Origin of the sequence: Neobacillus sp. D3-1R, assembly GCF_052180215.1 — a bacterium.
GTDB lineage: Bacteria > Bacillota > Bacilli > Bacillales > Cytobacillaceae > Pseudoneobacillus.
Map to the genome: position 1 here is coordinate 1,574,403 of NZ_CP197471.1, position 25,498 is coordinate 1,599,900.

Consider the following 25,498-nt stretch of genomic DNA (forward strand, 5'->3'; position numbering starts at 1 on the left):
GTAAGTTACTAGATTTAGAGGGGAGAGTGAAGATTTGGGCGACCTAACCTCAAAGAAAAAAGAAAGCTTTCAAATTTTATTACAGCAAATTAAATTAACAGAAGATGCTGTAATAAACCACTTTCGCAATGCTTTGATTGAAAAAGTACTAGTTGAAAAACAAAAGAAAACTTGGCATTTTCAATTTATCTTCGAAAATATCTTACCATTTTCTATTTTTCAACAGTTTACAAGCCAATTAGAAAAATCGTTTGCGCATATTGCAAAAGTTTCCTATACAATTCAAGTAGTAAACCAGCAAGTTACAAATGAACATATCATTGATTATTGGAATAGCTGTATCCAAGAAATTGATGGTATTTCTCCACCGCTTTTAAAACTATTAAATGAGCAGGTACCTAAAGTTAATGGTTTAAAAGTAATACTATCTGTTAGAAATGAAACGGAAGGTACACAAATCAAACGTAAATATGCTGAATATATTACCAATATCTATCAAGCCTTTGGTTTCCCTCAACTAATTATTGATACAGAACTAAATAGCGAAGGAACATCTGAAGAATATCAACAATTCTTAGAAGCAAAACAAAAGGAAGACCAAGAAAAGGCACTGCTTGCAATGGTGGAAATGCAGAAGAAGGATACTGAACAGGAACAATCTGTTCCAGATGAGGGGCCGCTTTCGATTGGTCTTACAATTAAAGATGATTCAGAGCTTAAACGTTTAGAAGAAATAGTGGACGAGGAACGCCGTGTAGTAATAGAAGGCTATATTTTTGATGCAGATACGAAGGAACTTCGTAGTGGTCGTACATTGCTTACTTTTAAAATAACAGACTACACAAGCTCCATTATGGTTAAAATGTTTTCTCGTGATAAAGAAGATGCAGCTGCGTATCAACGAGTCAAAAAGGGGATGTGGGCAAAGGTTCGAGGCAGCATCCAGAACGATACATTTGTACGCGACTTAGTTATGATTGGTAATGATATTAACGAAATAAAAGGACCTCAAAGAAAAGATACAGCACCTGAAGGAGAAAAGCGGGTTGAGCTGCACTTGCATACTCCAATGAGCCAAATGGATGCTGTTACGCCTGTAAGTGCCTTAATTTCACAAGCAAAAAAATGGGGGCATAAAGCTATTGCTGTAACAGACCACGCTGTTGTACAATCCTTTCCTGAAGCTTTTGGGGCTGGAAAGAAGAATGATATTAAAATCCTATACGGGGTAGAAGCGAATTTAATCGATGATGGTGTTCCTATTGCCTACAATGTTGAGCATCGGTTATTAGCAACTGACACGTATGTTGTATTTGACGTGGAAACAACAGGACTTTCTGCTGTCTACGATAAAATTATCGAACTTGCGGCAGTGAAAATACGTGAAGGTGAAATTATTGATCGATTTGAAGCGTTCGCAAATCCACATCATAAGCTTTCCGCAACTACTATTGATTTAACAGGTATTACGGATGATATGGTAGAAAATGCCCCAGAAATCGAAGAAGTATTACAGAAGTTTCATGATTGGACAGGGGATTCAGTTTTTGTTGCTCATAATGCCTCTTTCGATATGGGCTTCTTAAATGTTGGCTATAAAAGAATGGGACTTGAAAAAGTAAAGAATCCGGTTATAGATACTCTTGAATTAGCTCGATTCTTATATCCTGAATTTAAAAACCACCGATTAAATACGTTAGCGAAAAAGTTTGATGTGGATTTAACTCAGCATCACCGTGCGATTTATGATGCTGAAGCAACAGGCTACTTGTTAACAAAGATGTTAAAGGATGCTCTAGAAAAAGGTATCGAATACCATGACCAATTAAACGATAACATGGGAAAAGGAAATGCCTATCAAAGGGCACGCCCGTATCATTGTACCTTGTTGGCTCAAAATGAGATTGGTCTTAAAAACTTATTTAAACTAGTATCTATTTCTCAATTACAATATTTCTATCGGGTACCTAGAATTCCACGATCCGTCTTGCAAAAACATCGTGAAGGAATACTAGTTGGTTCTGCATGTGATAAAGGTGAAGTATTTGAAGGAATGATGCAAAAGGGCCCCGAAGAAGTAGAAGAAATGGCTCGTTTTTACGATTATATTGAAGTGATGCCGAAACAAGTTTATGCCCATCTAATTGAGATGGAACTTGTTCGAGATAATAAAGCATTAGAGGATATTATTAAAAACATTGTTCAACTTGGAGAAAAGCTAGACATCCCTGTTGTAGCAACTGGAAATGTCCATTATATAAATGAAACAGACAAAATTCACAGAAAAATCCTAGTAAATTCGCAAGGTGGAGCTAATCCTCTAAATCGTCACCAACTGCCAGATGTACATTTCAGAACAACCAATGAAATGCTAGATGCCTTTGCCTTTTTAGGTGCTGAGAAAGCTAAAGAAATTGTTGTGACAAATACCAACAAAATAGCTGACCTAATTGAAACAATAAAGCCGATTAAAGATGATTTGTACACACCGAAAATTGAAGGTGCAGAAGATGAAGTTCGGGAAATGAGTTACGCCCGAGCAAAAAGTATTTACGGTGACCCACTCCCAGAAATAGTGGAAGCAAGACTTGAAAAAGAGCTCAAAAGTATTATTGGCCATGGATTTGCGGTTATCTATTTGATTTCACATAAACTTGTAAAAAAATCACTAGATGATGGTTATCTAGTAGGTTCACGTGGATCTGTTGGTTCCTCGTTAGTCGCGACAATGCAGGAAATTACGGAAGTAAATCCACTTCCACCGCATTATGTTTGCCCAACATGTAAGCACTCTGAATTTTTTAATGACGGTTCAGTGGGTTCTGGTTTTGACCTTCCGGATAAAGATTGTCCTAATTGCGGGGAGCATTATAAAAAAGACGGACATGATATACCGTTTGAAACGTTCTTAGGATTCAAGGGTGACAAAGTACCTGATATCGATTTGAACTTTTCTGGTGAATATCAGCCACGTGCCCATAATTATACTAAGGTACTCTTTGGAGAAGATTACGTATTCCGTGCGGGTACAATCGGTACTGTAGCAGATAAAACGGCTTATGGTTATGTAAAAGCGTACCAACAAGAAAATAATCTTCAATTAAGAGGAGCTGAAATAGATCGTCTTGCATCAGGATGTACAGGAGTGAAAAGAACAACTGGACAGCATCCAGGGGGAATCATTGTTGTACCTGATTATATGGATATTTATGATTTTTCACCTATCCAATATCCTGCTGACGATAGTTCTTCTGAATGGAAAACAACACATTTCGACTTCCATTCTATACATGATAATTTACTGAAGCTAGATATTCTTGGTCACGATGATCCAACTGTTATTCGGATGCTTCAGGATTTAAGTGGTATTGATCCAAAAACAATTCCAACAGATGATCCAGAAGTGATGAAAATCTTTAGTGGCACGGAATCGCTAGGCGTCACAGAAGAGCAAATTATGTGTAAAACTGGAACACTAGGAATTCCTGAGTTTGGAACAAGATTCGTTCGCCAAATGCTCGAGGACACGAAACCAACGACTTTCTCAGAATTGGTTCAGATTTCTGGATTATCACATGGTACGGATGTTTGGTTAGGAAATGCTCAAGAGTTGATCCATAACAATATTTGTAATCTTAGTGAAGTAATTGGTTGTCGTGATGATATTATGGTTTACTTAATCTATCAAGGGTTGGAACCAGCATTTGCCTTTAAAATAATGGAGTCTGTTCGTAAAGGTAAAGGACTATCAGATGATATGGAAGAGGAAATGCGCAAAAATAATGTGCCGGAATGGTATATAGATTCTTGTAAAAAGATTAAATATATGTTCCCAAAGGCGCATGCTGCCGCATATGTTTTAATGGCCGTTCGTATTGCGTATTTTAAAGTACATCATCCACTTCTCTATTACGCAGCATATTTTACAGTTCGTGCAGAGGACTTTGATATTGAGGCAATGGTAAAGGGATCGCACTCCATTAAGGCGAAAATTGATGAAATAAATGTAAAAGGTTTAGATGCTTCTACTAAGGAGAAGAATCTATTAACGGTTTTAGAATTAGCCTTAGAAATGAATGAAAGAGGTTTTTCCTTTAAAAAGGTAGACCTATACAATTCAAGTGCAAACGAATTCTTAATAGATGGAGATTCTTTAATTCCACCTTTTAATTCCATACCTGGCTTAGGAACAAACGCTGCCTTTAACATCGTTAAAGCGCGGGAAGAAGGAGAATTTTTATCAAAAGAAGATTTACAGCAACGTGGTAAAGTTTCGAAAACAATTCTAGAATATTTAGATAATCTTGGATGTCTAACAGCGTTACCAGAACAAAATCAATTATCTTTATTCTAAAAAAACAAGAGCGGCTTCCCTGAGTCGCTCTTGTTATTATTATAGGTTTTAATACTGTCTATATAATTACCGTTGTTTGCATATATATTTTGGTTATGGTATAGTTTTATTGGAAATACTACGTATAAACTCGCAGTACAACAAGAGTGGGGAAACCCACTCTTTCGTCTTGTGTATATGTATTTTTTTGGAAAATCAGAGGCGATGTTAGGTAAAGGAGGTAAAATATGAGCAAAGTTACCGAGGTAGTTGCGGAATTAGTCTCCCCAATTGTAACGGATGCTGGGCTTGAATTAGTCGATATCGAATATGTGAAAGAAGGAAGAGATTGGTTCCTACGAGTATACATAGATAAAGAAAATGGTATTGATATTGAAGAATGCGGTTTAATAAGTGAAAAATTAAGCGAAAAATTAGATGAAATTGATCCTATTCCACATAACTACTTTCTTGAAGTTTCTTCACCCGGAGCTGAACGTCCACTTAAAAAGGATAAAGACTTTGAAAGAGCTATTGGTAAAAATGTTTTCATTAAAACATATGAACCAATTGAAGGTGAAAAAGGGTTTGAAGGTACATTAATCGAATTTAATGGTGAAATGATTAAAGTTGAAGTGAAAATAAAGACAAGAAAAAAAATCATCGAAATTCCGTTTGAAAAAGTCGCTAATGCAAGGTTAGCTGTTACTTTTTAATAATATTCTTAAAAAGAATTGAATGATGTGTGATTAAAGGGGGATACAAATCTCATGAGCAGTGAATTACTGGATGCTCTTATGATTTTGGAAAAAGAGAAAGGGATTTCTCGTGATGTCTTAATCGACGCGATCGAAGCAGCTTTAGTTTCAGCGTATCGTCGGAACTTTAACCAAGCACAAAATGTAAGAATTGACTTAAATCTTGGTTCAGGGTCGATGCGTGTATTTGCAAGAAAAGAAGTTGTGGAACAAGTGTTCGATCCAAGACTTGAAATTTCGATTGAGGATGCTAGACGCATTAATCCGAATTATCAAGTAGAAGATGTTGTTGAGCTTGAAGTAACACCGAAGGATTTTGGACGAATCGCAGCTCAAACAGCAAAACAGGTGGTTACACAAAGAGTACGTGAAGCTGAACGTGGCATTATTTATTCTGAGTTTATAGATCGTGAAGAAGATATCATGACTGGTATTGTTCAACGACTAGACTCCAAATTCATTTATGTGAGCTTAGGTAAAATTGAAGCTCTACTTCCAATAAATGAACAAATGCCTAATGAACGCTATAAACCTCATGACAGAATCAAGGTCTTTATTACTAAAGTGGAGAAAACCACAAAAGGACCACAGATTTTTGTGTCTAGAACTCACCCAGGACTATTAAAACGGTTATTTGAAATTGAAGTGCCAGAAATATTTGATGGTACAGTTGAAATCAAGTCAGTTGCTCGTGAAGCAGGAGACCGTTCCAAAATTTCTGTTTACTCTGCAAATGATGAAGTTGATCCAGTTGGTGCATGTGTGGGTCCAAAAGGCTCAAGAGTCCAGGCAATTGTCAACGAGCTAAAAGGCGAAAAGATAGATATTGTGAAGTGGTCAGAAGATCCAGTTGTTTTTGTGGCAAATGCATTAAGTCCGTCTAAGGTATTGGATGTCATTGTGAATGAGAATGATAAAGCTACAACCGTTGTAGTTCCAGATTATCAATTGTCGTTGGCAATTGGTAAAAGAGGTCAAAATGCACGACTTGCTGCAAAATTAACAAATTGGAAAATTGATATAAAATCGGAAACAGATGCAAGAGAAGCGGGAATCTTTCCTCGAGAAGAAGCTTTTAATTTGTTTGGTGATGATGAGGATGAAAGTGAATATGAGTTTCATGAAGAAAGCGACTTTTAAGTGAGGTGAATGAATGTGAACAACGGTAAAAAAGTTCCTATGAGAAAATGCGTGGCAACCGGTGAGATGAAGCCAAAAAAAGAACTTGTTCGCATCGTTCGCTCGAAAGAAGGTTTGGTCAGTATTGACCTTACTGGAAAAAAGTCTGGCCGTGGAGCATATTTATCTAAAGATACGGAAGCTGTTCTTTTAGCTAAAAAGAAGAATATTCTATCGAATCATTTACAAGCAGCTATTGAAGATAACATATATGAAGAACTTATAGAGATGATCGAGAAGGAGAAACGACTATCCTAATGAACTCAAATCAATGGATGTCATTGCTTGGCTTGGCCAATCGAGCACGGAAAATTATTTCAGGTGAAGAGCTTGCCCTAAAAGAAATTCGCAGTGGTAGAGCCAAACTGATATTGTTATCAGCAGATGCATCGCAAAATACAACGAAAAAAATTACTGATAAATGTAATTTTTATAACGTCCCTCTTAAGACGGTCGAATCCAGAGAATTACTAGGTCAAGCTATTGGAAAAGAAGCTCGTGTCGTTGTAGCAGTACTTGATGGTGGATTTGCTAGAAAACTGGTGACTTTGCTCGATTAATTTTAGCGGGGGTGAAAATATGAGTAAAATACGTGTGTATGAGTACGCCAAAAAACACAATGTTTCAAGTAAAGATGTTATTCATAAATTAAAGGGTATGAATATAGAGGTTTCAAATCATATGGCAACAATTGAAGATGATACCTTAAAAAAGTTAGATAGCCTTTATGTAAAAAATGAAGCGGGTAATTCCTCGAAATCACAAGCTGCAAAAACACAGCAAAATAACGGGAGTAAACCTCAAAATAAGCCACAACAACAGGTGAAAACAGTGGGACAAGAGAAGCCAAAAGCAAAAGCAATTATAGAAGATGATGATAAAAATGTGGATCCTTCAAAGGTGAAGGTAAAAACAGGACCAAAGACCCTTGAAGGTAAGAAACATGATAAAGAATATCAATCAAAAGAAAATAAAGTATTTACTAAACCAAATAATAGTAATAACAATAATTTTAATAAAAATAAAAAACCTCAACACCAAAACAAAAAGCATCAACCTGTTCAGCAAGCTCAAGTACAACCTAAAAAACAAAAAGAGCTTCCAACTAAAATTACTTTTACTGAATCATTAACTGTAGCAGAATTAGCAAAAAAATTGCACAGAGAACCTTCTGAAATCATTAAGAAGTTATTTTTATTAGGAGTTATGGCAACAATAAACCAAACTCTTGATAAAGATGCTATTGAGTTAATCGCTGGTGAGTACGGGGTTGAAGTAGAAGAAGAAATTAAAATCGATATGACCGATTTAGAAAACTACTTTGAAGAAGAAGAGGGTGCTAACCTTGTTGAACGCCCTGCAGTAGTAACAATAATGGGTCACGTTGACCACGGGAAAACAACTCTCTTGGATTCTATCCGTAACACAAAAGTAACTGCAGGTGAAGCAGGTGGTATTACTCAACATATTGGTGCATACCAAGTAGTTGAGAAGGATAAGAGAATTACTTTCCTTGATACCCCAGGACACGCAGCATTTACAACTATGCGTGCGCGTGGTGCAAAAATTACCGATATTACCATTCTTGTTGTTGCAGCTGATGATGGTGTTATGCCTCAGACAATTGAAGCAATTAATCATGCGAAAGCAGCTGAAGTTCCAATTATTGTCGCTGTTAACAAAATGGATAAGGAATCAGCAAACCCTGACCGTGTAATGCAGGAATTAACGGAATATGGATTAGTACCAGAAGCATGGGGTGGGGAAACTATTTTTGTACCTATTTCTGCGTTGCAAGGTGAAGGTATCGATAACCTACTTGAAATGATTTTATTAGTTGCAGAGGTAGAGGAATACAAAGCAAATCCAAAGCGAAATGCTGTTGGTACAGTTATTGAAGCACAATTAGATAAGGGTCGAGGCTCTGTTGCGACACTTTTAGTTCAAAATGGAACCCTGAAAATTGGTGATCCAATTGTAGTTGGAAATACATTTGGGCGTGTTCGTGCAATGGTAAATGACCTTGGGCGCCGTGTAAAAGAAGCAGGTCCATCTACACCTGTTGAAATCACGGGATTAAGTGATGTTCCTCAGGCTGGTGATCGTTTTGTTGTATTTAATGATGAGAAAACGGCACGTCAAGTTGGTGAAAATCGTGCTCAACAAGCCCTTCTTGCACAACGTGGTGAAAAATCACGTGTTACATTAGAAAGCTTGTTTGAACAAATGAAACAAGGTGAAATGAAGGACCTAAACCTTATCGTTAAAGCAGACGTTCAGGGTTCTGCGGAAGCGCTTAGTGCATCACTGCAAAAAATTGATGTAGAAGGCGTTAACATTAAGATTATCCACTCTGCAGTTGGGGCTATTACAGAATCCGATGTTACATTAGCAGCTGCATCGAATGCTATTGTCATTGGTTTTAACGTAAGACCTGATGTAAATGCGAAACGTGCTGCTGAAGCAGAGAAGGTTGATATTCGTTTACATCGTATCATCTATAAGGTAATGGAAGAAATTGAAGCGGCAATGAAGGGGATGCTTGATCCTGAGTTTGCTGAAAAAATCATTGGTCAAGCTGAAGTTCGTCAGACTTTCAAAGTGTCTAAAGTAGGTACCATTGCGGGTTCATATGTAACAGATGGTAAAATTACCCGCAATAGCGGAATACGCTTGATTCGCGATGGCGTAGTTATTTTTGAAGGTGTCATCGATGACTTAAAACGTTTTAAAGATGACGCAAAAGAAGTTAGCCAGGGATATGAATGTGGTATTACCATTAAAAACTTTAATGATGTAAAAGAAGGCGACATCATTGAAGCATTTATTATGGAAGAAGTAGAACGTAAATGATCATCGGCTTAGCCGAATGTGAGTGTATCATTTACGATGCCCATTCTTTAAAAGAAAAACGTGCGGTCTTGCAGCGTATCATTACGCGCATTAAGCAGAAATATAATGTTTCTGTCGCAGAAGTTGATTATCAGGATTTATGGCAGCGTACAAAAATTGCGATTGTAACCGTTGCATCGGTAAAAGTCTCAGCAGAAATCGAGTTGCAGAATGCCCTCAAACTTATTGATTCTTTTCCCGAGATAGAACGCACTATCACCGATTTAGAATGGCTTTAATTATGAGGTGAAATATATGAGTCACAGAGCAAATAGAGTTGGAGAACAAATGAAAAAGGAACTAAGCGATATTATCGGTCGTAAAATAAAAGACCCACGTATTGGCTTTGTAACCGTTACAGATGTCCAGGTTTCAGGAGATCTTCAACAAGCAAAAGTTTATATCTCTGTATTAGGAGACGAGGAGCAAAGAGAAAATACTTTAAAGGGATTAGCAAAAGCGAAGGGGTTTATTCGTACCGAAGTAGGACAACGAATTAGACTTCGCAAAACCCCAGAAATTATTTTCGAATGGGATGAATCGATTAATTATGGAAACCGAATTAATAGTATACTTCATCAGCTCCAAGAGGACAGCAGAGATAATGAAAAACACGAAGAAGAATAGCAAATCTTAAAGCATGCAAGATTAGAATGAATTTTTTTAGGACTGAACTCATGGAATATTATTTATTCCCTCCTGAGTCAGTCCTTCTTTGTATCACGTAAGGAGGTAAAGTTTTTTTGTGAAAAAGTTAATAGGAGGTAAATGATATGGAAGGTATCCTTCCGCTTTTTAAACCAGCGGGACTAACGTCACACGATTGTGTATTTAAAATAAGAAAGATATTAAAAACAAAAAAGGTAGGACACACGGGAACACTTGACCCTGATGTAACAGGTGTATTACCCATATGTATCGGGAGAGCTACAAAAATTGCTGAATACATAACAGATGCAGGAAAATCTTATGAAGGGGAGGTGACTTTAGGATTTTCTACAACGACTGAAGATGCTTCAGGGGAAATCGTTGATCAAAGAAAGATTGAATCGCCGATTTTACGTAGTAAGATTCTAGAGGTACTACAGGCGTTGCAAGGTGAAATAGTACAAACCCCCCCGATGTATTCTGCGGTTAAAGTAAATGGTAAAAAACTTTATGAATATGCAAGGCAAGGGATTGTAGTAGAAAGACCTACTCGGAAGGTTAACATTTATTCAATTGAATTATTAGATGATAGAGATACGTTTAGTGGTGATACTATTTCCTTTAGCTTTCGTGTTACTTGCAGTAAGGGTACTTATATTCGAACGCTTGCTGTGATGATTGGTGAGATGCTTAATATTCCTGCGCATATGTCAAAGTTAAAAAGAATTCAATCCGCTTCTTTTTTACTTCAAGACTGTTTTACATTTGAAGAGGTAGAACAGTTTATGCTAAAAGGTGAAATGGATAAAATTTTATATCCATTAGAAGCTGGTATTTCTCATTTGCCGAAATATCAAATAAGTGATACAGTAGCAGAGAAAGTAAAGAATGGGGCATTATTGCCTGTTCCAGAACAACTTTTAAATCAAAACGGTCCTATTGTCGTGGAAACTAAAAATGAAAAGGCACTGGCAATATACGCAATTCATCCAAGTAAGCCTGACTTTTTAAAGCCTACAAAAGTTTTACGCAATGATACATTTTAAATAAGGTACTGTTATTTAGAAAAGGGTGTCACATCGTGGAAGTTATAAAATTGCAGCATCCTCATAAAATGTCTAATTTTCCACCTATGGTTATGGCTTTGGGGTATTTTGATGGGGTGCATCTTGGACATCAAAAAGTGATTAATGAAGCCAAAGAAGAAGCTAAAAAAAGTGGGCTGAAAAGTGCCGTAATGACTTTCGATCCGCATCCCTCTGTGGTTTTAGGAAAAGGCCAAAAACATGTTAAATATATAAGTCCGCTTGATGAGAAAATAAGGATATTTGACCAATTGGGTATTGATTATGTGTTTATCGTGAGTTTTACACAAGAATTCGCGAATCTTTTGCCTCAGGAATTTGTAGATGAATACATCATTGGCTTAAATGTAAAACATGTGGTAGCTGGTTTTGATTTTTCATATGGAAGAATGGGCAAAGGGACAATGGAAACACTACCTTTTCATTCGCGTAATGAATTTCACCACACTGTCATCCCAAAGCTTGCAAAAGAGGGAGAAAAAATCAGTTCAACTTTGATTAGACAATATATCTTAAATGGGAAGACAGAAGAACTCCTAAATCTACTAGGTAGATATTACCAAACTGTAGGTGAGGTTATTCATGGTGATAAGAGGGGAAGAACGATTGGATTTCCTACAGCCAATATTGATATGGCTGATGATTATTTGCTTCCGCCGCTAGGTGTTTATGCGGTAAGAATTGAAGTAGAGGGAAATTGGTACGATGGCGTATGTAATGTTGGCCATAAGCCAACTTTTAACCATGGGAGCGGAGACAAACCTACTGTTGAAGTGCATATATTTGATTTTAATAAAGAAATTTACGGTCAAATTGTAAAAGTAGAATGGCATAAGTATATTCGAAAAGAACAAAAATTTAATGGCATAAATGAACTTGTTGCACAAATTGAAAAAGATAAGAAATTTGCTATGAACTATCTTGAAAATATTGTGTTTAGCTGAAAAAATGATAGTTAGACTTGCTTTTTTTCGAAGAACGTTGTATTCTTATTAACGTATCAAATTGAACCTTTGCTTGGCAAGTCGATTCACCGACGCTTGCTCGGTAACAGGGGATTTGAAATTATCTTAGGAGGTGAATAGGATGGCAATCACTCAAGAGCGTAAAAATGAACTTATCAATGAGTTCAAAACTCATGAGAGCGATACTGGATCTGCAGAAGTTCAAATCGCTGTCCTTACAGAATCAATCAATAACCTTAATGAGCACTTACGTACTCATAAGAAAGACCACCACTCACGTCGCGGTCTATTAAAAATGGTAGGTAAACGTCGTAATCTTTTAACTTACTTACGTAACAAAGATGTACAACGCTACCGTGTTTTAATTAACAAGCTTGGATTACGTCGATAAGTCAAAGAAGCGGGATTTTTCCCGCTTTTTTAGTGTTTAAAGAAAAAATACATATACATAATGATTTGAACTGTTTAGTTATTGGTCATACTAATATTGGACATTGTACAGATAAAAATGTTTATATTTTTTTATATAAGATGAAAATACTTAGGGAAGTGAAAAATTCAGAATTTTTCGCTACCTTTTTTATGACGATAGAGAGGGGTAAAAATAATGGAACAAGAAAAACATATCTATTCCATAGATTGGGCTGGTAGACAACTCACTGTTGAACATGGCCAACTTGCAAAACAAGCAAGTGGTGCTGTATTAATTCGATATGGTGATACAGCTGTGTTAAGTACTGCTACAGCATCTAAGGAACCAAAAAATTTAGACTTCTTCCCATTAACTGTGAATTACGAGGAGCGTTTATATGCGGTTGGGAAAATACCTGGCGGGTTTATTAAAAGAGAGGGTCGTCCAAGTGAAAAGGCAATTTTAGCAAGCAGATTAATTGACCGACCAATTCGTCCGCTATTTGCTGATGGATTCCGAAATGATGTACAAGTTGTAAGTATTGTTATGAGTGTGGACCAAGATTGTTCATCCGAAATGGCTGCAATGTTTGGTTCTTCATTAGCACTAAGTGTATCTGATATCCCATTCGAAGGTCCTATTGCTGGGGTGATTGTTGGTAGAATTGATGGCCAATTTATTATCAATCCTACAGTAGCGCAAATGGAAAATAGTGACATTCACTTATCGGTTGCAGGAACAAAGGATGCAATTAACATGGTAGAAGCTGGTGCAAATGAAGTACCTGAAGAAGTTATGTTAGAGGCAATCATGTTTGGTCATGAGGAAATTAAGCGTTTAATCGAATTCCAAGAAAAAATTGTTGCCGAAGTTGGTAAAGACAAAAGAGAAATCGCTCTCTACGAAATAAATAAAGATATTGAAGCTACTGTTCGACAAATGTGTGAAGCAGAGCTTAACAACGCTATCCAAGTGCAAGAAAAACATGCACGTGAAGAAGCCATTAAAATAGTAAAAAATGATGTAATTGCAAAATACGAAGCAGAAGAAGCAGATGCTGAAACTCTAAAACAAGTGAAACAAGTTTTGGACAAGCTAGTAAAAGCAGAGGTTCGTCGATTAATTACAGTTGAAAAAGTACGTCCTGATGGTCGTAAAGCGGATGAAATTCGCCCTTTATCTTCTGAAGTAGGTTTATTGCCTCGTACACACGGATCTGGATTATTTACGCGTGGTCAAACCCAGGCTCTAAGTGTATGTACCCTTGGAGCATTAGGAGATGTTCAGATTTTAGATGGTTTAGGCCTTGAAGAAGAGAAACGATTTATGCATCACTATAATTTCCCTCAATTCAGTGTAGGTGAAACAGGACCATCCAGAGGACCTGGAAGACGTGAAATTGGACATGGTGCTTTAGGAGAAAGAGCATTAGAACCTATCATCCCAGATGAAAAGGATTTCCCATATACGATTCGTTTGGTATCAGAAGTCCTAGAATCAAATGGCTCAACATCTCAAGCAAGTATTTGTGCAAGTACTCTAGCTATGATGGATGCGGGAGTTCCTATTAAAGCCCCAGTAGCTGGTATCGCGATGGGTCTTGTAAAATCAGGAGAACATTACACAGTGCTTACTGATATTCAAGGTATGGAAGACCACCTAGGTGATATGGACTTTAAAGTAGCGGGTACTGCAAAAGGTGTTACGGCCTTGCAAATGGATATTAAAATCGAAGGTTTATCACGAGCTATACTTGAAGAAGCTCTTCAACAAGCAAAAATCGGTAGAATGCAAATCCTTCAATCCATGCTGGATACACTTTCTGCTCCGAAATCTGAGCTTTCAAGATACGCTCCGAAAATTTTAACAATGACCATTAATCCTGATAAAATTCGTGATGTTATTGGACCAAGTGGGAAGCAAATTAATAAGATTATTGAAGAAACTGGCGTAAAGATCGATATCGAGCAAGATGGTACCGTATTTATTTCTTCCACAAATGAAGAAATGAATCAAAAAGCGAAGAAAATTATTGAAGATATTGTCCGTGAAGTAGAAGTAGGGCAAATGTATCTAGGGAAAGTAAAACGAATTGAAAAATTTGGCGCTTTTGTTGAAATCTTCGCAGGTAAAGATGGACTTGTTCATATTTCAGAACTGGCTGAAGAACGAGTTGGAAAAGTAGAAGATGTCGTTTCCATTGGAGATGAAATTTTAGTGAAAGTTACTGAAATTGATAAACAGGGTCGTGTAAATTTATCAAGAAAAGTCGTACTTAAAGAACAAAAAGAAAAGGCTGAACAGCAATAAACAAAAAAGCCATTTTGGGGAAATAGCATAAAACATTAAAATGCAAGTCAGGGAATCCCTGGCTTTTTGCCTTTTACATAATAAATAAGTTTTAATACTTATAAGTCCTAGAGAATCGCCTTTTTTCTTATTATTGTTTCGTTCTACCTTGTCCTTTCCTTTCATAAATTTTATGGAAGGAGGTTGGGTAAAATGAAAAGATGGATATATTTTGGGATGTTGATGGTCATTGCAATTATGTTGGTGAACAATCCATTGACTAATAGGTATGTTTTATCCATAAAAACAGAGTCTATTCAGGTGGCAAAAATAGATCATTCCTTAAAAAGTGAAATCACATCTCGAGCAAAAGATTTTGAAATTCCGGCAAATGATGCCAAAATAGATAAAGTATGGAAAGCAATGCCTGGATACAATGGTTTAAAAGTAAATATTGAAGAATCATATAAAAATATGGCCAAACAGAAAAGATTTGATGAGCAAAAGGTAGTTCTTGAACAAGTGTCTCCTAAGATTCATTTAAATGATTTACCACCCTCGCCAATTTATAGAGGGCATCCAGAGAAACCAATGGTAGGATTTATTATTAATGTTGCTTGGGGAAATGAGTACATATCTTCGATGCTAGAAACCTTAAAAAAATATAATCTTCATGCTACATTCTTCCTAGAAGGAAGATGGGTCCAAAAAAATCCTGATATAGCACAAATGATTGTTGCAGCAGGTCATGAGATTGGTAATCATTCCTATACACATCCCGATATGAAGATACTTTCTGCATCTAGAACTAGGGAAGAAATCATCCAAACAAATAAAGTAATAAAAGCAACCACTGGAATAACTCCTAAATGGTTTGGCCCACCAAGTGGAAGTTTTAGAGATGAAACGGTAAAAATTGCGGCGGAGTCTGGAATGGGTACGATCTTATGGAGCGTAGATACGATCGACTGGCAAAAACCCTCTGTAGATATATTGTTAAATAGGGTTTTAGGAAAGGTTCATAATGGTGCCTTAATTTTAATGCATCCGACTGAATCGACTTCTAAATCTTTAGATACGCTTATCAGAAGCATTAAAGAAAAAAATCTTCAAATTGGAACCGTTTCAGAGGTATTGGATGAAAAAAGAATGATGAAAAATAATTTAAATTTAGGAGATGCTAAAAACAAAAGTACACGCTAAGGAAGGACATGAAATCCTACATGTCCATGAACAGGAGGAATCTAGTTGATCAAAAAATATACATGTCAAAATGGAGTAAGAGTGGTACTTGAGAATATTCCCACAGTTCGTTCAGTTGCAATTGGTGTATGGATTGGTACAGGTTCTAGGAATGAAAATCCACAAAATAATGGGATATCGCATTTTTTAGAACATATGTTTTTTAAAGGGACTAAAACGAGATCAGCTAGAGAAATAGCTGAATCATTTGATAGTATTGGCGGACAAGTAAATGCTTTTACTTCTAAGGAATATACTTGTTACTACGCGAAAGTATTAGATACACACGCAGACTTTGCATTAGAAATATTATCAGATATGTTTTTTCATTCAACTTTCGATGAAGAGGAATTAAAAAAAGAGAAAAAGGTAGTCTATGAAGAAATTAAAATGTATGAAGATACACCTGATGATATCGTTCATGATTTATTAAGTAAAGCGGTGTATGAAACTCATCCACTTGGATATCCAATACTTGGCTCAGAAGAAACCTTAGACACATTTACAGGGGAAACGTTGAAAAATTATATGCATGAAATGTATACTCCTGAAAATGTGGTTATTTCTATAGCAGGAAATGTAACAGAACCATTTATTAAAGAAGTTGAGAAGTATTTTGGTTCTTATCAAGCGGGTACATCGACCCAAACCGAAAACATTCCAATCTTTCATTCGAATCGAATTACCCGAAAAAAGGAAACAGAACAAGCACATCTATGTTTAGGATTTGAAGGTCTTAAGGTTGGTCATGAGGATATCTATAGTTTAATTATCCTAAATAATGTTCTAGGTGGAAGTATGAGCAGTCGCTTATTTCAAGAGGTACGTGAACAACGTGGATTAGCTTATTCCGTTTTCTCCTATCACTCATCCTACCAGGATAGCGGAATCCTGACTATTTATGGTGGAACTGGTGCTAAACAACTTGACTTGCTATTTGAAACCATACAAGAAACACTTGAAAAGTTTAAAAAAGAAGGCTTAACGGAAAAAGAGCTGTCTAATTGTAAAGAACAACTTAAAGGAAGCTTAATGTTAAGCCTTGAGAGTACAAATAGTCGGATGAGTAGAAATGGTAAAAACGAGTTGCTGCTTAAACGTCATCGTTCTTTAGATGAAATTGTTGAGCAAATCGATCAAGTCACAAAAGAAAGTGTAGATCGTCTGGCGAATTCAACCTTCACTGACCAGTATTCTGTATCTTTAATTAGCCCTGTGGGTGAATTGCCAAACAGTCTAAAATCATAAAATGGTTAAAACCTTTTCCAAAATGGGAAAGGTTTTTATTTTTATCCATCAAATCAGTTCCCACACCTAGTCTATTTCTAGAGGACTTCCTATAAACTAATATATAAGGATTTTAGGAGGGGAGAATTTTGCGATTAAGTGAGTTAAGTGGTAAAGAAATTGTCGATGCAAAAAAGGCGGAACGGTTAGGTGTTCTTGGGCAAACAGACTTAGAGATAAATGAAAAAACGGGTCAAATTCAAGCACTTCTTATACCTTCTTTAAAATGGTTCGGATTAAGAAAGCAAGGTGGAGAAGTTAGAGTTCCGTGGAAACATATAAAAAAAGTAGGAACTGATATGATTATTATTGATATTGAAGAGAATGAGGAGATGTAATCTCCTCAAAGCCCAAGTAATCTTTAAGATTGCTTGGGCTTTTTTATATAGATAAATCACCTAATTCAGGTTCTCTACATAAGATGTTGAAGTAGTTCACTAGATAAATTTTTAAACTTATTATCATTTCCTGTTTGATTTTTCTAAAAGAAGGTGAATATTTAAATGCTAACAGGGATGCAGATAGCTGTTATTGGTGGAGATGCTAGACAGCTAGAAATAATACGAAAACTAACAGAATTAGATGCAAAATTATCACTGGTTGGCTTTGAACAGCTTGACCATGCTTTTACAGGGGCAGTAAAAGAAAAACTTGATGAAGTGGATTTTACCCAAGTGGATTCCATTATTCTTCCAGTTCCTGGTACTAACCTTGAGGGACATGTAGAGACCATTTTTTCGAATGAAAAGGTAGTTCTAATCGAAGAAATGCTCCTAAAAACACCAGCTAATTGTACTATTTATTCTGGCATAAGTAATTCTTATTTAAATGGAATTACAAAGAAAGCAAATCGTCGGTTAGTTCAGTTGTTTGAACGCGATGATGTGGCTATCTATAACTCCATTCCAACAGTTGAAGGGACTATTATGATGGCAATCCAACACACCGATTTTACAATTCACGGTTCAAAGGTAGCTATTTTAGGACTAGGACGTGTTGGGATGAGTGTGGCTAGGACCTTTCATGCCCTAGGTGCACAGGTAAAGGTTGGTGCACGTAAGAGTGAGCATCTTGCAAGAATAACCGAGATGGCTCTAGAGCCTTTTCATTTAAATAATTTAGAGGCAGAAGTAAAGGACGTAGACATTCTAATCAATACTATTCCAACCCTGATTGTCAATGCAACAGTGATTTCCAAAATGCCTAGTCACACATTGATCATTGACCTTGCTTCAAAGCCAGGAGGAACCGATTTTAGATATGCAGAAAAACGAGGTGTTAAAGCACTTTTAGCGCCAGGCTTGCCGGGAATTGTTGCACCAAAAACGGCTGGACAGATTTTGGCAAACGTTCTTTCTCAACTACTTCAAGATGAATTTGCTAGCAGAAAGGGGAAGTAACATGAATTTAAAAGGAAAGCGAATCGGATTTGGATTAACGGGATCGCATTGTACGTACGATGCTGTGTATCCAGAAATCGAAAAGCTTGTAAATGCAGGAGTTGAAGTTGTACCTATTGTAACATCAACGGTTAAAAATACTGATACTCGTTTTGGTAAGGGTGAGGATTGGGTACAAAGGATTGTAGATTTAACTGGAAATAAATTAATTGATACAATTGTAGCAGCAGAACCATTAGGTCCTAAGATGCCGTTAGATTGTATGGTCATTGCACCTTTAACTGGTGTTTCTATGAGTAAATTTGCAAATGCAATGAATGATTCACCGGTTTTAATGGCGGCTAAAGCTACCCTACGTAATCAAAAGCCAGTTGTTTTAGGTATTTCTACGAATGATGCTTTAGGACTAAATGGGGTTAATTTAATGCGGTTAATGTCGACGAAGAATATATATTTTATACCTTTTGGTCAAGATGATCCAATTAACAAGCAAAATTCTATGGTTGCAAGAATGACAATGCTTACAGATACGATTCTTGCAGCTTTAGAAGGAAAGCAGATCCAACCTGTTATAGTTGAAAGATTTAGAGATGGAGATTAGACCATTATCCCTTCAAAAAAGAGTATAAAAACATTATTCTTTAATAGTGTAATATGATAAAATAAGTTTTATTATGGAACTGGAGGCTATTAATCTGCCTCCTATTTCCAGTCTATAAAGAATATGTTTATTTTCATATAATGGGATGGAAGGGGATTTCTTGATGGGACAGGTAAAAGGATTTCACGTTGCAGTTGTTGGAGCAACAGGAGCTGTTGGTCAGCAAATGTTACAAACTTTAGAAAATCGTCATTTTCCAATTAGTCAACTAACATTATTATCTTCAGCACGATCTGCAGGAAAAAAAGTGATGTTTAATAATGAAGAATATACAGTCCAAGAAGCCAAACCTGAGAGTTTTGAGGGTGTGGATATTGCTCTTTTTAGCGCAGGAGGAAGTGTTTCAAAAGAATTAGCTCCAGAAGCAGCTAAAAGAGGTGCAATTGTTATTGATAACACCAGTGCATTTAGGATGGACGAAAATATCCCATTGGTTGTTCCTGAGGTAAATGAAGAAGATCTTCATAAACATAATGGGATTATTGCCAACCCAAATTGTTCAACCATTCAAATGGTGGTAGCTTTAGAACCAGTACGACAAAAATATGGCTTGAAAAAGGTAATTGTTTCTACTTATCAAGCTGTTTCTGGTGCAGGTGCAGCGGCTATCCAAGAATTAAAAGAACAATCAAAAAGCTTATTAAACGGTGAAAGTTATGAAGCTAAAATCTTACCTGTAAAGTCAGAACAAAAACATTATCAAATTGCTTTTAATGCGATTCCTCAAATTGATAAGTTTACAGATAATGGATTCACCTATGAAGAGATGAAAATGATCAATGAAACAAAGAAAATTATGCATATGCCTGAATTACATGTAGCTGCTACGTGTGTACGTTTGCCAGTTGAAACAGGACATTCGGAATCTGTCTATTTTGAAATTGATTCACAAGGAGTTTCAGCAAACGAAATGAAGCAGCTTTTACAAGAAGCTCCTGGTGTTGTTTTAGAAGATGATCCTGAAAATCAAGTATATCCTATGCCAGCAAATGCTGTTGGAAAGAATGATGTATTTGTAGGAAGAATCCGCAAAGATATTGACGAAGATTTAGGGTTCCATATGTGGGTTGTGTCAGATAACCTTTTAAAAGGTGCTGCCTGGAACTCAGTTCAAATTGCAGAAAGTTTAGTAAAGCTTGGATTAGTTAAATAGATTTATTAGATTCTCTGACCATTTTAAAAAGGTATAGAGGTGTGACAATGAAAATAATCGTTCAAAAATTTGGCGGTACTTCCGTTAAAGATGCAAAAAGTCGTGAACATGCCATGAATCATATTAAAAAGGCACTTGAAGATAACTATAAAGTGGTTGTGGTTGTATCTGCTATGGGCCGAAAAGGGGATCCTTATGCTACCGACACGCTACTTTCATTAATAGGAGGAAGCGGTAGCCACATCAGTAAAAGAGAACAAGATTTACTTCTTTCTTGTGGTGAGGTTATTTCAAGTATTGTCTTTACTGACTTACTTTTAAATAATGGGATTAAAGCTATGTCTATGACCGGTTCTCAGGCTGGCTTTAGAACAAACGATGATTTTTCAAATGCTAAAATTATAGATATGAAGTGTGATCGCTTATTAAGGGAATTGGAAACACATGATGTCATTGTTGTTGCTGGCTTTCAAGGAGCTGCAAAGAATGGCGATGTAACAACCATTGGGCGAGGTGGAAGTGATACTTCTGCAGCTGCCTTAGGTGCAGCATTAAATGCAGAGTGGATCGATATTTTTACTGATGTTGATGGCATTATGACTGCGGATCCAAGAGTAGCAGAAAATGCAAGACCTTTAAATGTAGTAACGTATTTAGAGGTATGTAACATGGCTTACCAAGGTGCAAAGGTTATTCACCCTCGCGCTGTTGAAATTGCAATGCAAGCGAAAATCCCAATTCGGATTCGCTCCACTTATTCTGACGGATTAGGCACATTGGTTACAACAATCAATAAAAATTCACAAGGAACTGATATAAAAGAGCGACCGGTAACGGGGATTGCACACGTTTCGAATGTCACACAAATAAAGGTTTTTGCAAAAAAAGACCAATATAATTTACAGTCTGAAGTATTTAAGGCGATGGCAAATGAGAAAATTAGCGTTGATTTAATCAATATTTCTCCAAACGGTGTTATTTATACAGTGACGGAAGAAATGACAAACAAAGCTGTTCAAATTTTAACTCATTTAGGTCATGATCCCGTATTAGAGCGCCACTGTGCTAAAGTTTCCGTTGTAGGTGCTGGTATGGCGGGTGTTCCAGGGGTAGCCTCAAAAATTGTAACTGCCTTATCAGAAAAAGGAATTCGTATTTTACAATCAGCCGACAGCCACACGACAATATGGGTTCTAGTTAAACAAGAAGATTTAGCAGCAGCTGTGAATGCCTTGCATGATGCTTTTCAATTAGAACAAGAAACATTCGAATTTGAACGAACGGACTTATAGATAAGGAAGTGGAGTTATGGTATTATTTGGTCGAGTTTCAACAGCTATGGTGACCCCATTTGATAATAGAGGGCATATTGATTTTGAAAAGACAACACAATTAATCAATCATTTAATCGAAAATGGATCTGATTCTCTTGTAGTAGCTGGGACAACAGGTGAATCTCCAACATTGTCAAAAGAAGAAAAAATAGCATTATTTCAGCATGTTGTTAAAGTGGTTGATAAAAGAGTTCCAGTTATTGCGGGAACTGGTAGCAATAACACATATGCATCAGTCGAGTTAACGAAAAAAGCGGAACAAATTGGTGTCGATGCAATCATGTTAGTTGCACCTTATTATAACAAACCAAATCAGGAAGGATTATATCAGCACTTTAAAGCAGTTGCAGAAAGCACAACCTTACCTGTAATGGTTTATAACATTCCTGGAAGAGCGGTTGTAAATATATCACCTGAAACGATCGTCCGACTTTCTCAAATACCTAATATTGTTGCAGTTAAAGAAGCTAGTGGAGATTTAAATGCAATGACTTATATTATTGCTAATACTCCTGAAGATTTCCTTTTATACAGTGGTGACGACGGTATCGCAGTACCAGTTCTTTCTATTGGAGGAGTAGGTATTGTTTCTGTTGCTTCACATATCATCGGAAATGAAATGCAAGAAATGATTCAAGCCTTCTTAAAAGGTGATTATCAAACTTCTGCAAAGTTACATCAACAACTACTGCCTATCATGCAGGGATTATTTGCTGCACCAAGTCCAGCTCCTGTTAAAACAGCTCTGCAGTTAAAAGGATTAAACGTAGGTTCTGTTCGCCTTCCATTAGTTCCTCTAACAGAACAAGAGCGTAAAACATTAACTGATTTAATTAACACCTTATAATATGTTTTTAATAAAGGATAGACCCAAAAGCTTATCATGAGCTAATGGTCTATCCTTTTTAGTATATAAAATTGGTTGTAATCATTTTCAGACTTCAAGTATAATTATTCTAACTGATTTCGGTCGGCTTATATCATCATAGGAGGATCTAAAATTGATTACCAGAAAGAATAATAGCATCAGGCTTACTGCTCTTGGGGGAGTAGGAGAGATTGGTAAAAACATGTACGTTGCGGAAGTGGATGAAGATATTTTTGTGGTTGATGCAGGTCTAATGTTACCAGAGGATGGAATGCTGGGAATAGATATAGTCATCCCTGATTTCACCTATTTAGTAGAAAATAAGGATAGAGTCAAAGGGATATTTCTAACTCATGGACACGAAGACCATATTGGTGCATTGTCATATATTCTCCGAAAAATAAAAGTACCTGTATACGGTACTAAATTGACCTTAGCGCTAGCAAAAGAAAAGTTACTAGAACAAGAATATACTGGTCAAGTTGAATTTGATGAAATTGACTCCAATACTATTCTGTCATTTCATACGATTGATGTTTCCTTTTTCCGTACTAACCATAGTATTCCGGATTCAGTTGGGGTTTGTTTACATACGTCGGAAGGAGCCATTGTATATACAGGTGATTTTAAATTTGATCAAGCTGCTGCTCCTTTATATAAACCTGAAATTGGCAAAATGGCACAAATCGGTGAAGAAGGGGTATTATGTTTACTATCAGACAGTACGGATGCAGAAAGACCAGGTTATAGTACATCGGAATCTATCATAAAAAAAGAAATCTCTAATGTGTTTTATAATACCAAGGGAAGAATCATTGCTGCTTGTTTTGTTTCAGATTTAATCCGAATTCAACATATCATTGATGTAGCTTTTGAACATAACCGAAAAGTTGCGGTAGCTGGAAAGAACTTACAACGTGTATATGATATTGCAGTAGAATTAGGATATCTTGAAATTCATGAAGAACTTATCATCCCAATCTCGCAAATTGATCAATTTAGTGATAACCAAGTAGTTATTTTAATGACTGGTAATCAAGGTGAACCCATTGAGGCTCTTCAAAAAATGGCCAAACAGGTACACAAACAAATTAATATTAAATCTGGCGACTTGGTTCTGCTTGCAACTTCTCCTTTAAAAGGAAATGAAGTGTTTCTCTTGAAAACGATTGATTTATTATATCGAGCTGGGGCGACTGTTATATCTAGTAAACGTACATTTCATGATTCAAGTCATGGCAGTCAAGAAGAACTGAAATTTATGATGAATTTAATGAAACCTAAGTTTTTTATTCCCGTCCATGGTGAATATCGCATGTTAACCGCGCATTCTAAATTAGCCCGTGAAATGGGTATTCCAGATGAAAATATTTATATCCCTGAAAAGGGAGAAGTGGTTGAAATAAAAGGAGACGCTATCTCATATAGCGGGAAAGTTCCTTCGGGGAATATTTTAATTGATGGAATTGGTGTAGGAGATGTAGGTAATATTGTTTTACGAGATAGAAGGCTGCTTTCACAAGACGGTATTTTGATTGTAGTCGTTACCTTAAAAAAATCCGAGAAAAGAATTGTTTCCGGTCCGGAGATTATCTCGAGAGGTTTTGTTTATGTACGTGAATCAGAAAAGCTAATTGAAGATTCTACAAAGCTAGTTCGCGAGTCTGTTGAAAACCATCTCTCAAAAGATTCATTTGATTGGGGTGGAATGAAACAAGATGTTAGGGATGGTCTAAATCAATATCTGTTTGAAAAGACCAAGCGTAGACCTATGATACTGCCAATTATAATGGAAGTATAATAACACTGGGGTTTAGTTGGGGTTTTTCCTTAATAATTAGGACAATTATTAAGGAAAAGCACCATCCAGTGTTTTTTTTGTTCCTTTTTACTCTAATCATTTTTCTATATGAAGCCACATTGAAATCCCTAAACTGGATAATACTAACTTTATGAAGAAATGAAGGGAGATTTATGATGGATATATTTAAAAATGATACAGAACAAGAAACACCTAAGGAAGAAAAGTCTTCAAGTTTAATTGAAAAAATACAACAGTTGGGACAGACAAATGTCCCGCAATTATCCAATGACTCGAAAATTCATTGCTTAACAATAGTAGGACAAATTGAGGGACATCTTGCATTACCACCGCAAAATAAGACAACAAAATATGAGCACCTTATTCCTCAATTGGTAGCCATTGAACAAAATCCAAAAATAGAAGGATTATTAGTTGTTTTAAATACAGTTGGGGGAGACGTTGAAGCGGGATTAGCTATCTCAGAAATGTTAGCCTCACTTTCAAAGCCAACGGTTTCTATTGTGTTAGGTGGTGGACACTCTATTGGTGTACCAATTGCTGTTTCCTGTGATTACTCTTTTATTGCAGAAACGGCAACGATGACTATTCATCCTGTTCGATTAACAGGACTCGTAATTGGTGTACCTCAAACATTTGAATATCTCGATAAGATGCAAGATAGAGTGGTGAATTTCGTAACAAAGCATTCAAATATTACAGAAGACACCTTTAAGGATTTAATGTTTGCTAAAGGCAACTTAACAAGAGATATTGGGACGAATGTAATTGGTAAAGATGCAGTAAAATACGGTTTAATGAATGAAGTTGGTGGTTTAGGACAAGCGATTAAAAAATTAAATCAATTAATTGATCTCCAAAAAGAAGAGCAGGGTGGGATTATTCAATGATCCTTTATACAATGATGCCACAAGAATTGATTTTTCCTACTAATGAGGTTGAATATGGGAATCAAATGATGATTCAGTATGATGGTATTCCATTATTGGTAGAACAACAGGCGGATCAAAATTACCAAGTAATTAGAGTGATGAGCACAGATCCTAATCATTTCTTAGATAGCCGTTGTGTTCCAGGCACAAAATTATCTCTATTTAGTTAAGCTTCCCCTTTCTCCTATCCATCAGTGTGATATAATAGAGAAACATAAAAAGCAGCCGGCTAGGCTGC

The 25,498-nt window shown here is 36.4% G+C and carries 23 protein-coding genes; all 23 read left to right on the forward strand.

The genetic code is table 11. From position 1 onward, the window contains the following. Positions 1-34: 34 nt before the first annotated feature. Complete coding sequence (locus ACSBPO_RS08035) at positions 35-4,354, forward strand: PolC-type DNA polymerase III (RefSeq protein ID WP_442599535.1); 4,320 nt, start codon at positions 35-37, stop codon at positions 4,352-4,354. Positions 4,355-4,581: 227 nt separating this feature from the next. Further along, positions 4,582-5,049: a ribosome maturation factor RimP gene (gene rimP / locus ACSBPO_RS08040; RefSeq protein WP_442599536.1), complete on the forward strand. Its 468-nt coding sequence runs from the start codon at positions 4,582-4,584 to the stop codon at positions 5,047-5,049. Between the two features lie 54 nt (positions 5,050-5,103). Further along, on the forward strand, positions 5,104-6,231 hold the full coding sequence (gene nusA / locus ACSBPO_RS08045; protein WP_442599537.1) for a transcription termination factor NusA: 1,128 nt from the start codon (positions 5,104-5,106) through the stop codon (positions 6,229-6,231). Between the two features lie 15 nt (positions 6,232-6,246). Then, the gene (gene rnpM, locus ACSBPO_RS08050) at positions 6,247-6,528 is read left to right on the forward strand and encodes an RNase P modulator RnpM (RefSeq protein ID WP_442599538.1); all 282 of its coding nucleotides are present in this window, start codon (positions 6,247-6,249) and stop codon (positions 6,526-6,528) included. Beyond that, the gene (locus tag ACSBPO_RS08055) at positions 6,528-6,830 is read left to right on the forward strand and encodes a YlxQ family RNA-binding protein (protein ID WP_442599539.1); all 303 of its coding nucleotides are present in this window, start codon (positions 6,528-6,530) and stop codon (positions 6,828-6,830) included. The genes rnpM and ACSBPO_RS08055 overlap by 1 nt, the downstream gene beginning before the upstream one ends. Positions 6,831-6,849: 19 nt before the next feature. Further along, the gene (gene infB, locus ACSBPO_RS08060) at positions 6,850-9,123 is read left to right on the forward strand and encodes a translation initiation factor IF-2 (protein ID WP_442599540.1); all 2,274 of its coding nucleotides are present in this window, start codon (positions 6,850-6,852) and stop codon (positions 9,121-9,123) included. Next, positions 9,120-9,401: a DUF503 domain-containing protein gene (locus ACSBPO_RS08065; protein WP_442599541.1), complete on the forward strand. Its 282-nt coding sequence runs from the start codon at positions 9,120-9,122 to the stop codon at positions 9,399-9,401. Before infB ends, ACSBPO_RS08065 begins: the two co-directional genes overlap by 4 nt. Positions 9,402-9,417: 16 nt before the next feature. After that, positions 9,418-9,789, forward strand: coding sequence for a 30S ribosome-binding factor RbfA (gene rbfA, locus ACSBPO_RS08070; RefSeq protein ID WP_442599542.1), 372 nt, complete (start codon positions 9,418-9,420; stop codon positions 9,787-9,789). 146 nt (positions 9,790-9,935) lie between these two features. After that, positions 9,936-10,856 carry a tRNA pseudouridine(55) synthase TruB gene (gene truB, locus ACSBPO_RS08075; RefSeq protein WP_442599543.1) on the forward strand — a complete coding sequence of 307 codons (921 nt, stop codon included), beginning with the start codon at positions 9,936-9,938 and terminating at the stop codon, positions 10,854-10,856. Positions 10,857-10,891: 35 nt separating this feature from the next. Next, the gene (gene ribF, locus ACSBPO_RS08080; protein WP_442599544.1) at positions 10,892-11,839 is read left to right on the forward strand and encodes a bifunctional riboflavin kinase/FAD synthetase; all 948 of its coding nucleotides are present in this window, start codon (positions 10,892-10,894) and stop codon (positions 11,837-11,839) included. A 142-nt stretch (positions 11,840-11,981) separates the two neighbouring features. Further along, positions 11,982-12,251, forward strand: coding sequence for a 30S ribosomal protein S15 (rpsO, locus tag ACSBPO_RS08085; RefSeq protein ID WP_442599545.1), 270 nt, complete (start codon positions 11,982-11,984; stop codon positions 12,249-12,251). 216 nt (positions 12,252-12,467) lie between these two features. Beyond that, on the forward strand, positions 12,468-14,582 hold the full coding sequence (gene pnp / locus ACSBPO_RS08090; RefSeq protein ID WP_442599546.1) for a polyribonucleotide nucleotidyltransferase: 2,115 nt from the start codon (positions 12,468-12,470) through the stop codon (positions 14,580-14,582). A gap of 192 nt (positions 14,583-14,774) precedes the next feature. Continuing rightward, positions 14,775-15,764, forward strand: coding sequence for a polysaccharide deacetylase family protein (locus ACSBPO_RS08095; protein ID WP_442599547.1), 990 nt, complete (start codon positions 14,775-14,777; stop codon positions 15,762-15,764). Between the two features lie 45 nt (positions 15,765-15,809). After that, positions 15,810-17,051, forward strand: a complete 1,242-nt coding sequence (locus ACSBPO_RS08100; protein ID WP_442599548.1) for a M16 family metallopeptidase — start codon at positions 15,810-15,812, stop codon at positions 17,049-17,051. A 128-nt stretch (positions 17,052-17,179) separates the two neighbouring features. After that, positions 17,180-17,428, forward strand: a complete 249-nt coding sequence (locus ACSBPO_RS08105; protein WP_442599549.1) for a YlmC/YmxH family sporulation protein — start codon at positions 17,180-17,182, stop codon at positions 17,426-17,428. A 165-nt stretch (positions 17,429-17,593) separates the two neighbouring features. Next, positions 17,594-18,490 (forward strand): dipicolinic acid synthetase subunit A, encoded by an 897-nt coding sequence (gene dpaA / locus ACSBPO_RS08110; RefSeq protein ID WP_442599550.1) that lies wholly within the window; start codon positions 17,594-17,596, stop codon positions 18,488-18,490. Between the two features lies 1 nt (position 18,491). Next, positions 18,492-19,091, forward strand: a complete 600-nt coding sequence (locus ACSBPO_RS08115) for a dipicolinate synthase subunit B (RefSeq protein ID WP_442599551.1) — start codon at positions 18,492-18,494, stop codon at positions 19,089-19,091. A 163-nt stretch (positions 19,092-19,254) separates the two neighbouring features. Then, positions 19,255-20,304, forward strand: a complete 1,050-nt coding sequence (asd, locus tag ACSBPO_RS08120) for an aspartate-semialdehyde dehydrogenase (protein ID WP_442599552.1) — start codon at positions 19,255-19,257, stop codon at positions 20,302-20,304. Between the two features lie 47 nt (positions 20,305-20,351). Continuing rightward, positions 20,352-21,596 carry an aspartate kinase gene (gene dapG / locus ACSBPO_RS08125; RefSeq protein ID WP_442599553.1) on the forward strand — a complete coding sequence of 415 codons (1,245 nt, stop codon included), beginning with the start codon at positions 20,352-20,354 and terminating at the stop codon, positions 21,594-21,596. Positions 21,597-21,612: 16 nt separating this feature from the next. Next, on the forward strand, positions 21,613-22,485 hold the full coding sequence (dapA, locus tag ACSBPO_RS08130) for a 4-hydroxy-tetrahydrodipicolinate synthase (RefSeq protein WP_442599554.1): 873 nt from the start codon (positions 21,613-21,615) through the stop codon (positions 22,483-22,485). A 154-nt stretch (positions 22,486-22,639) separates the two neighbouring features. Next, on the forward strand, positions 22,640-24,307 hold the full coding sequence (locus tag ACSBPO_RS08135) for a ribonuclease J (protein ID WP_442599555.1): 1,668 nt from the start codon (positions 22,640-22,642) through the stop codon (positions 24,305-24,307). A gap of 176 nt (positions 24,308-24,483) precedes the next feature. Continuing rightward, positions 24,484-25,218, forward strand: a complete 735-nt coding sequence (locus ACSBPO_RS08140; RefSeq protein WP_442599556.1) for a ClpP family protease — start codon at positions 24,484-24,486, stop codon at positions 25,216-25,218. Beyond that, positions 25,215-25,430 carry a YlzJ-like family protein gene (locus ACSBPO_RS08145; protein ID WP_442599557.1) on the forward strand — a complete coding sequence of 72 codons (216 nt, stop codon included), beginning with the start codon at positions 25,215-25,217 and terminating at the stop codon, positions 25,428-25,430. The genes ACSBPO_RS08140 and ACSBPO_RS08145 overlap by 4 nt, the downstream gene beginning before the upstream one ends. Positions 25,431-25,498: the final 68 nt, after the last annotated feature.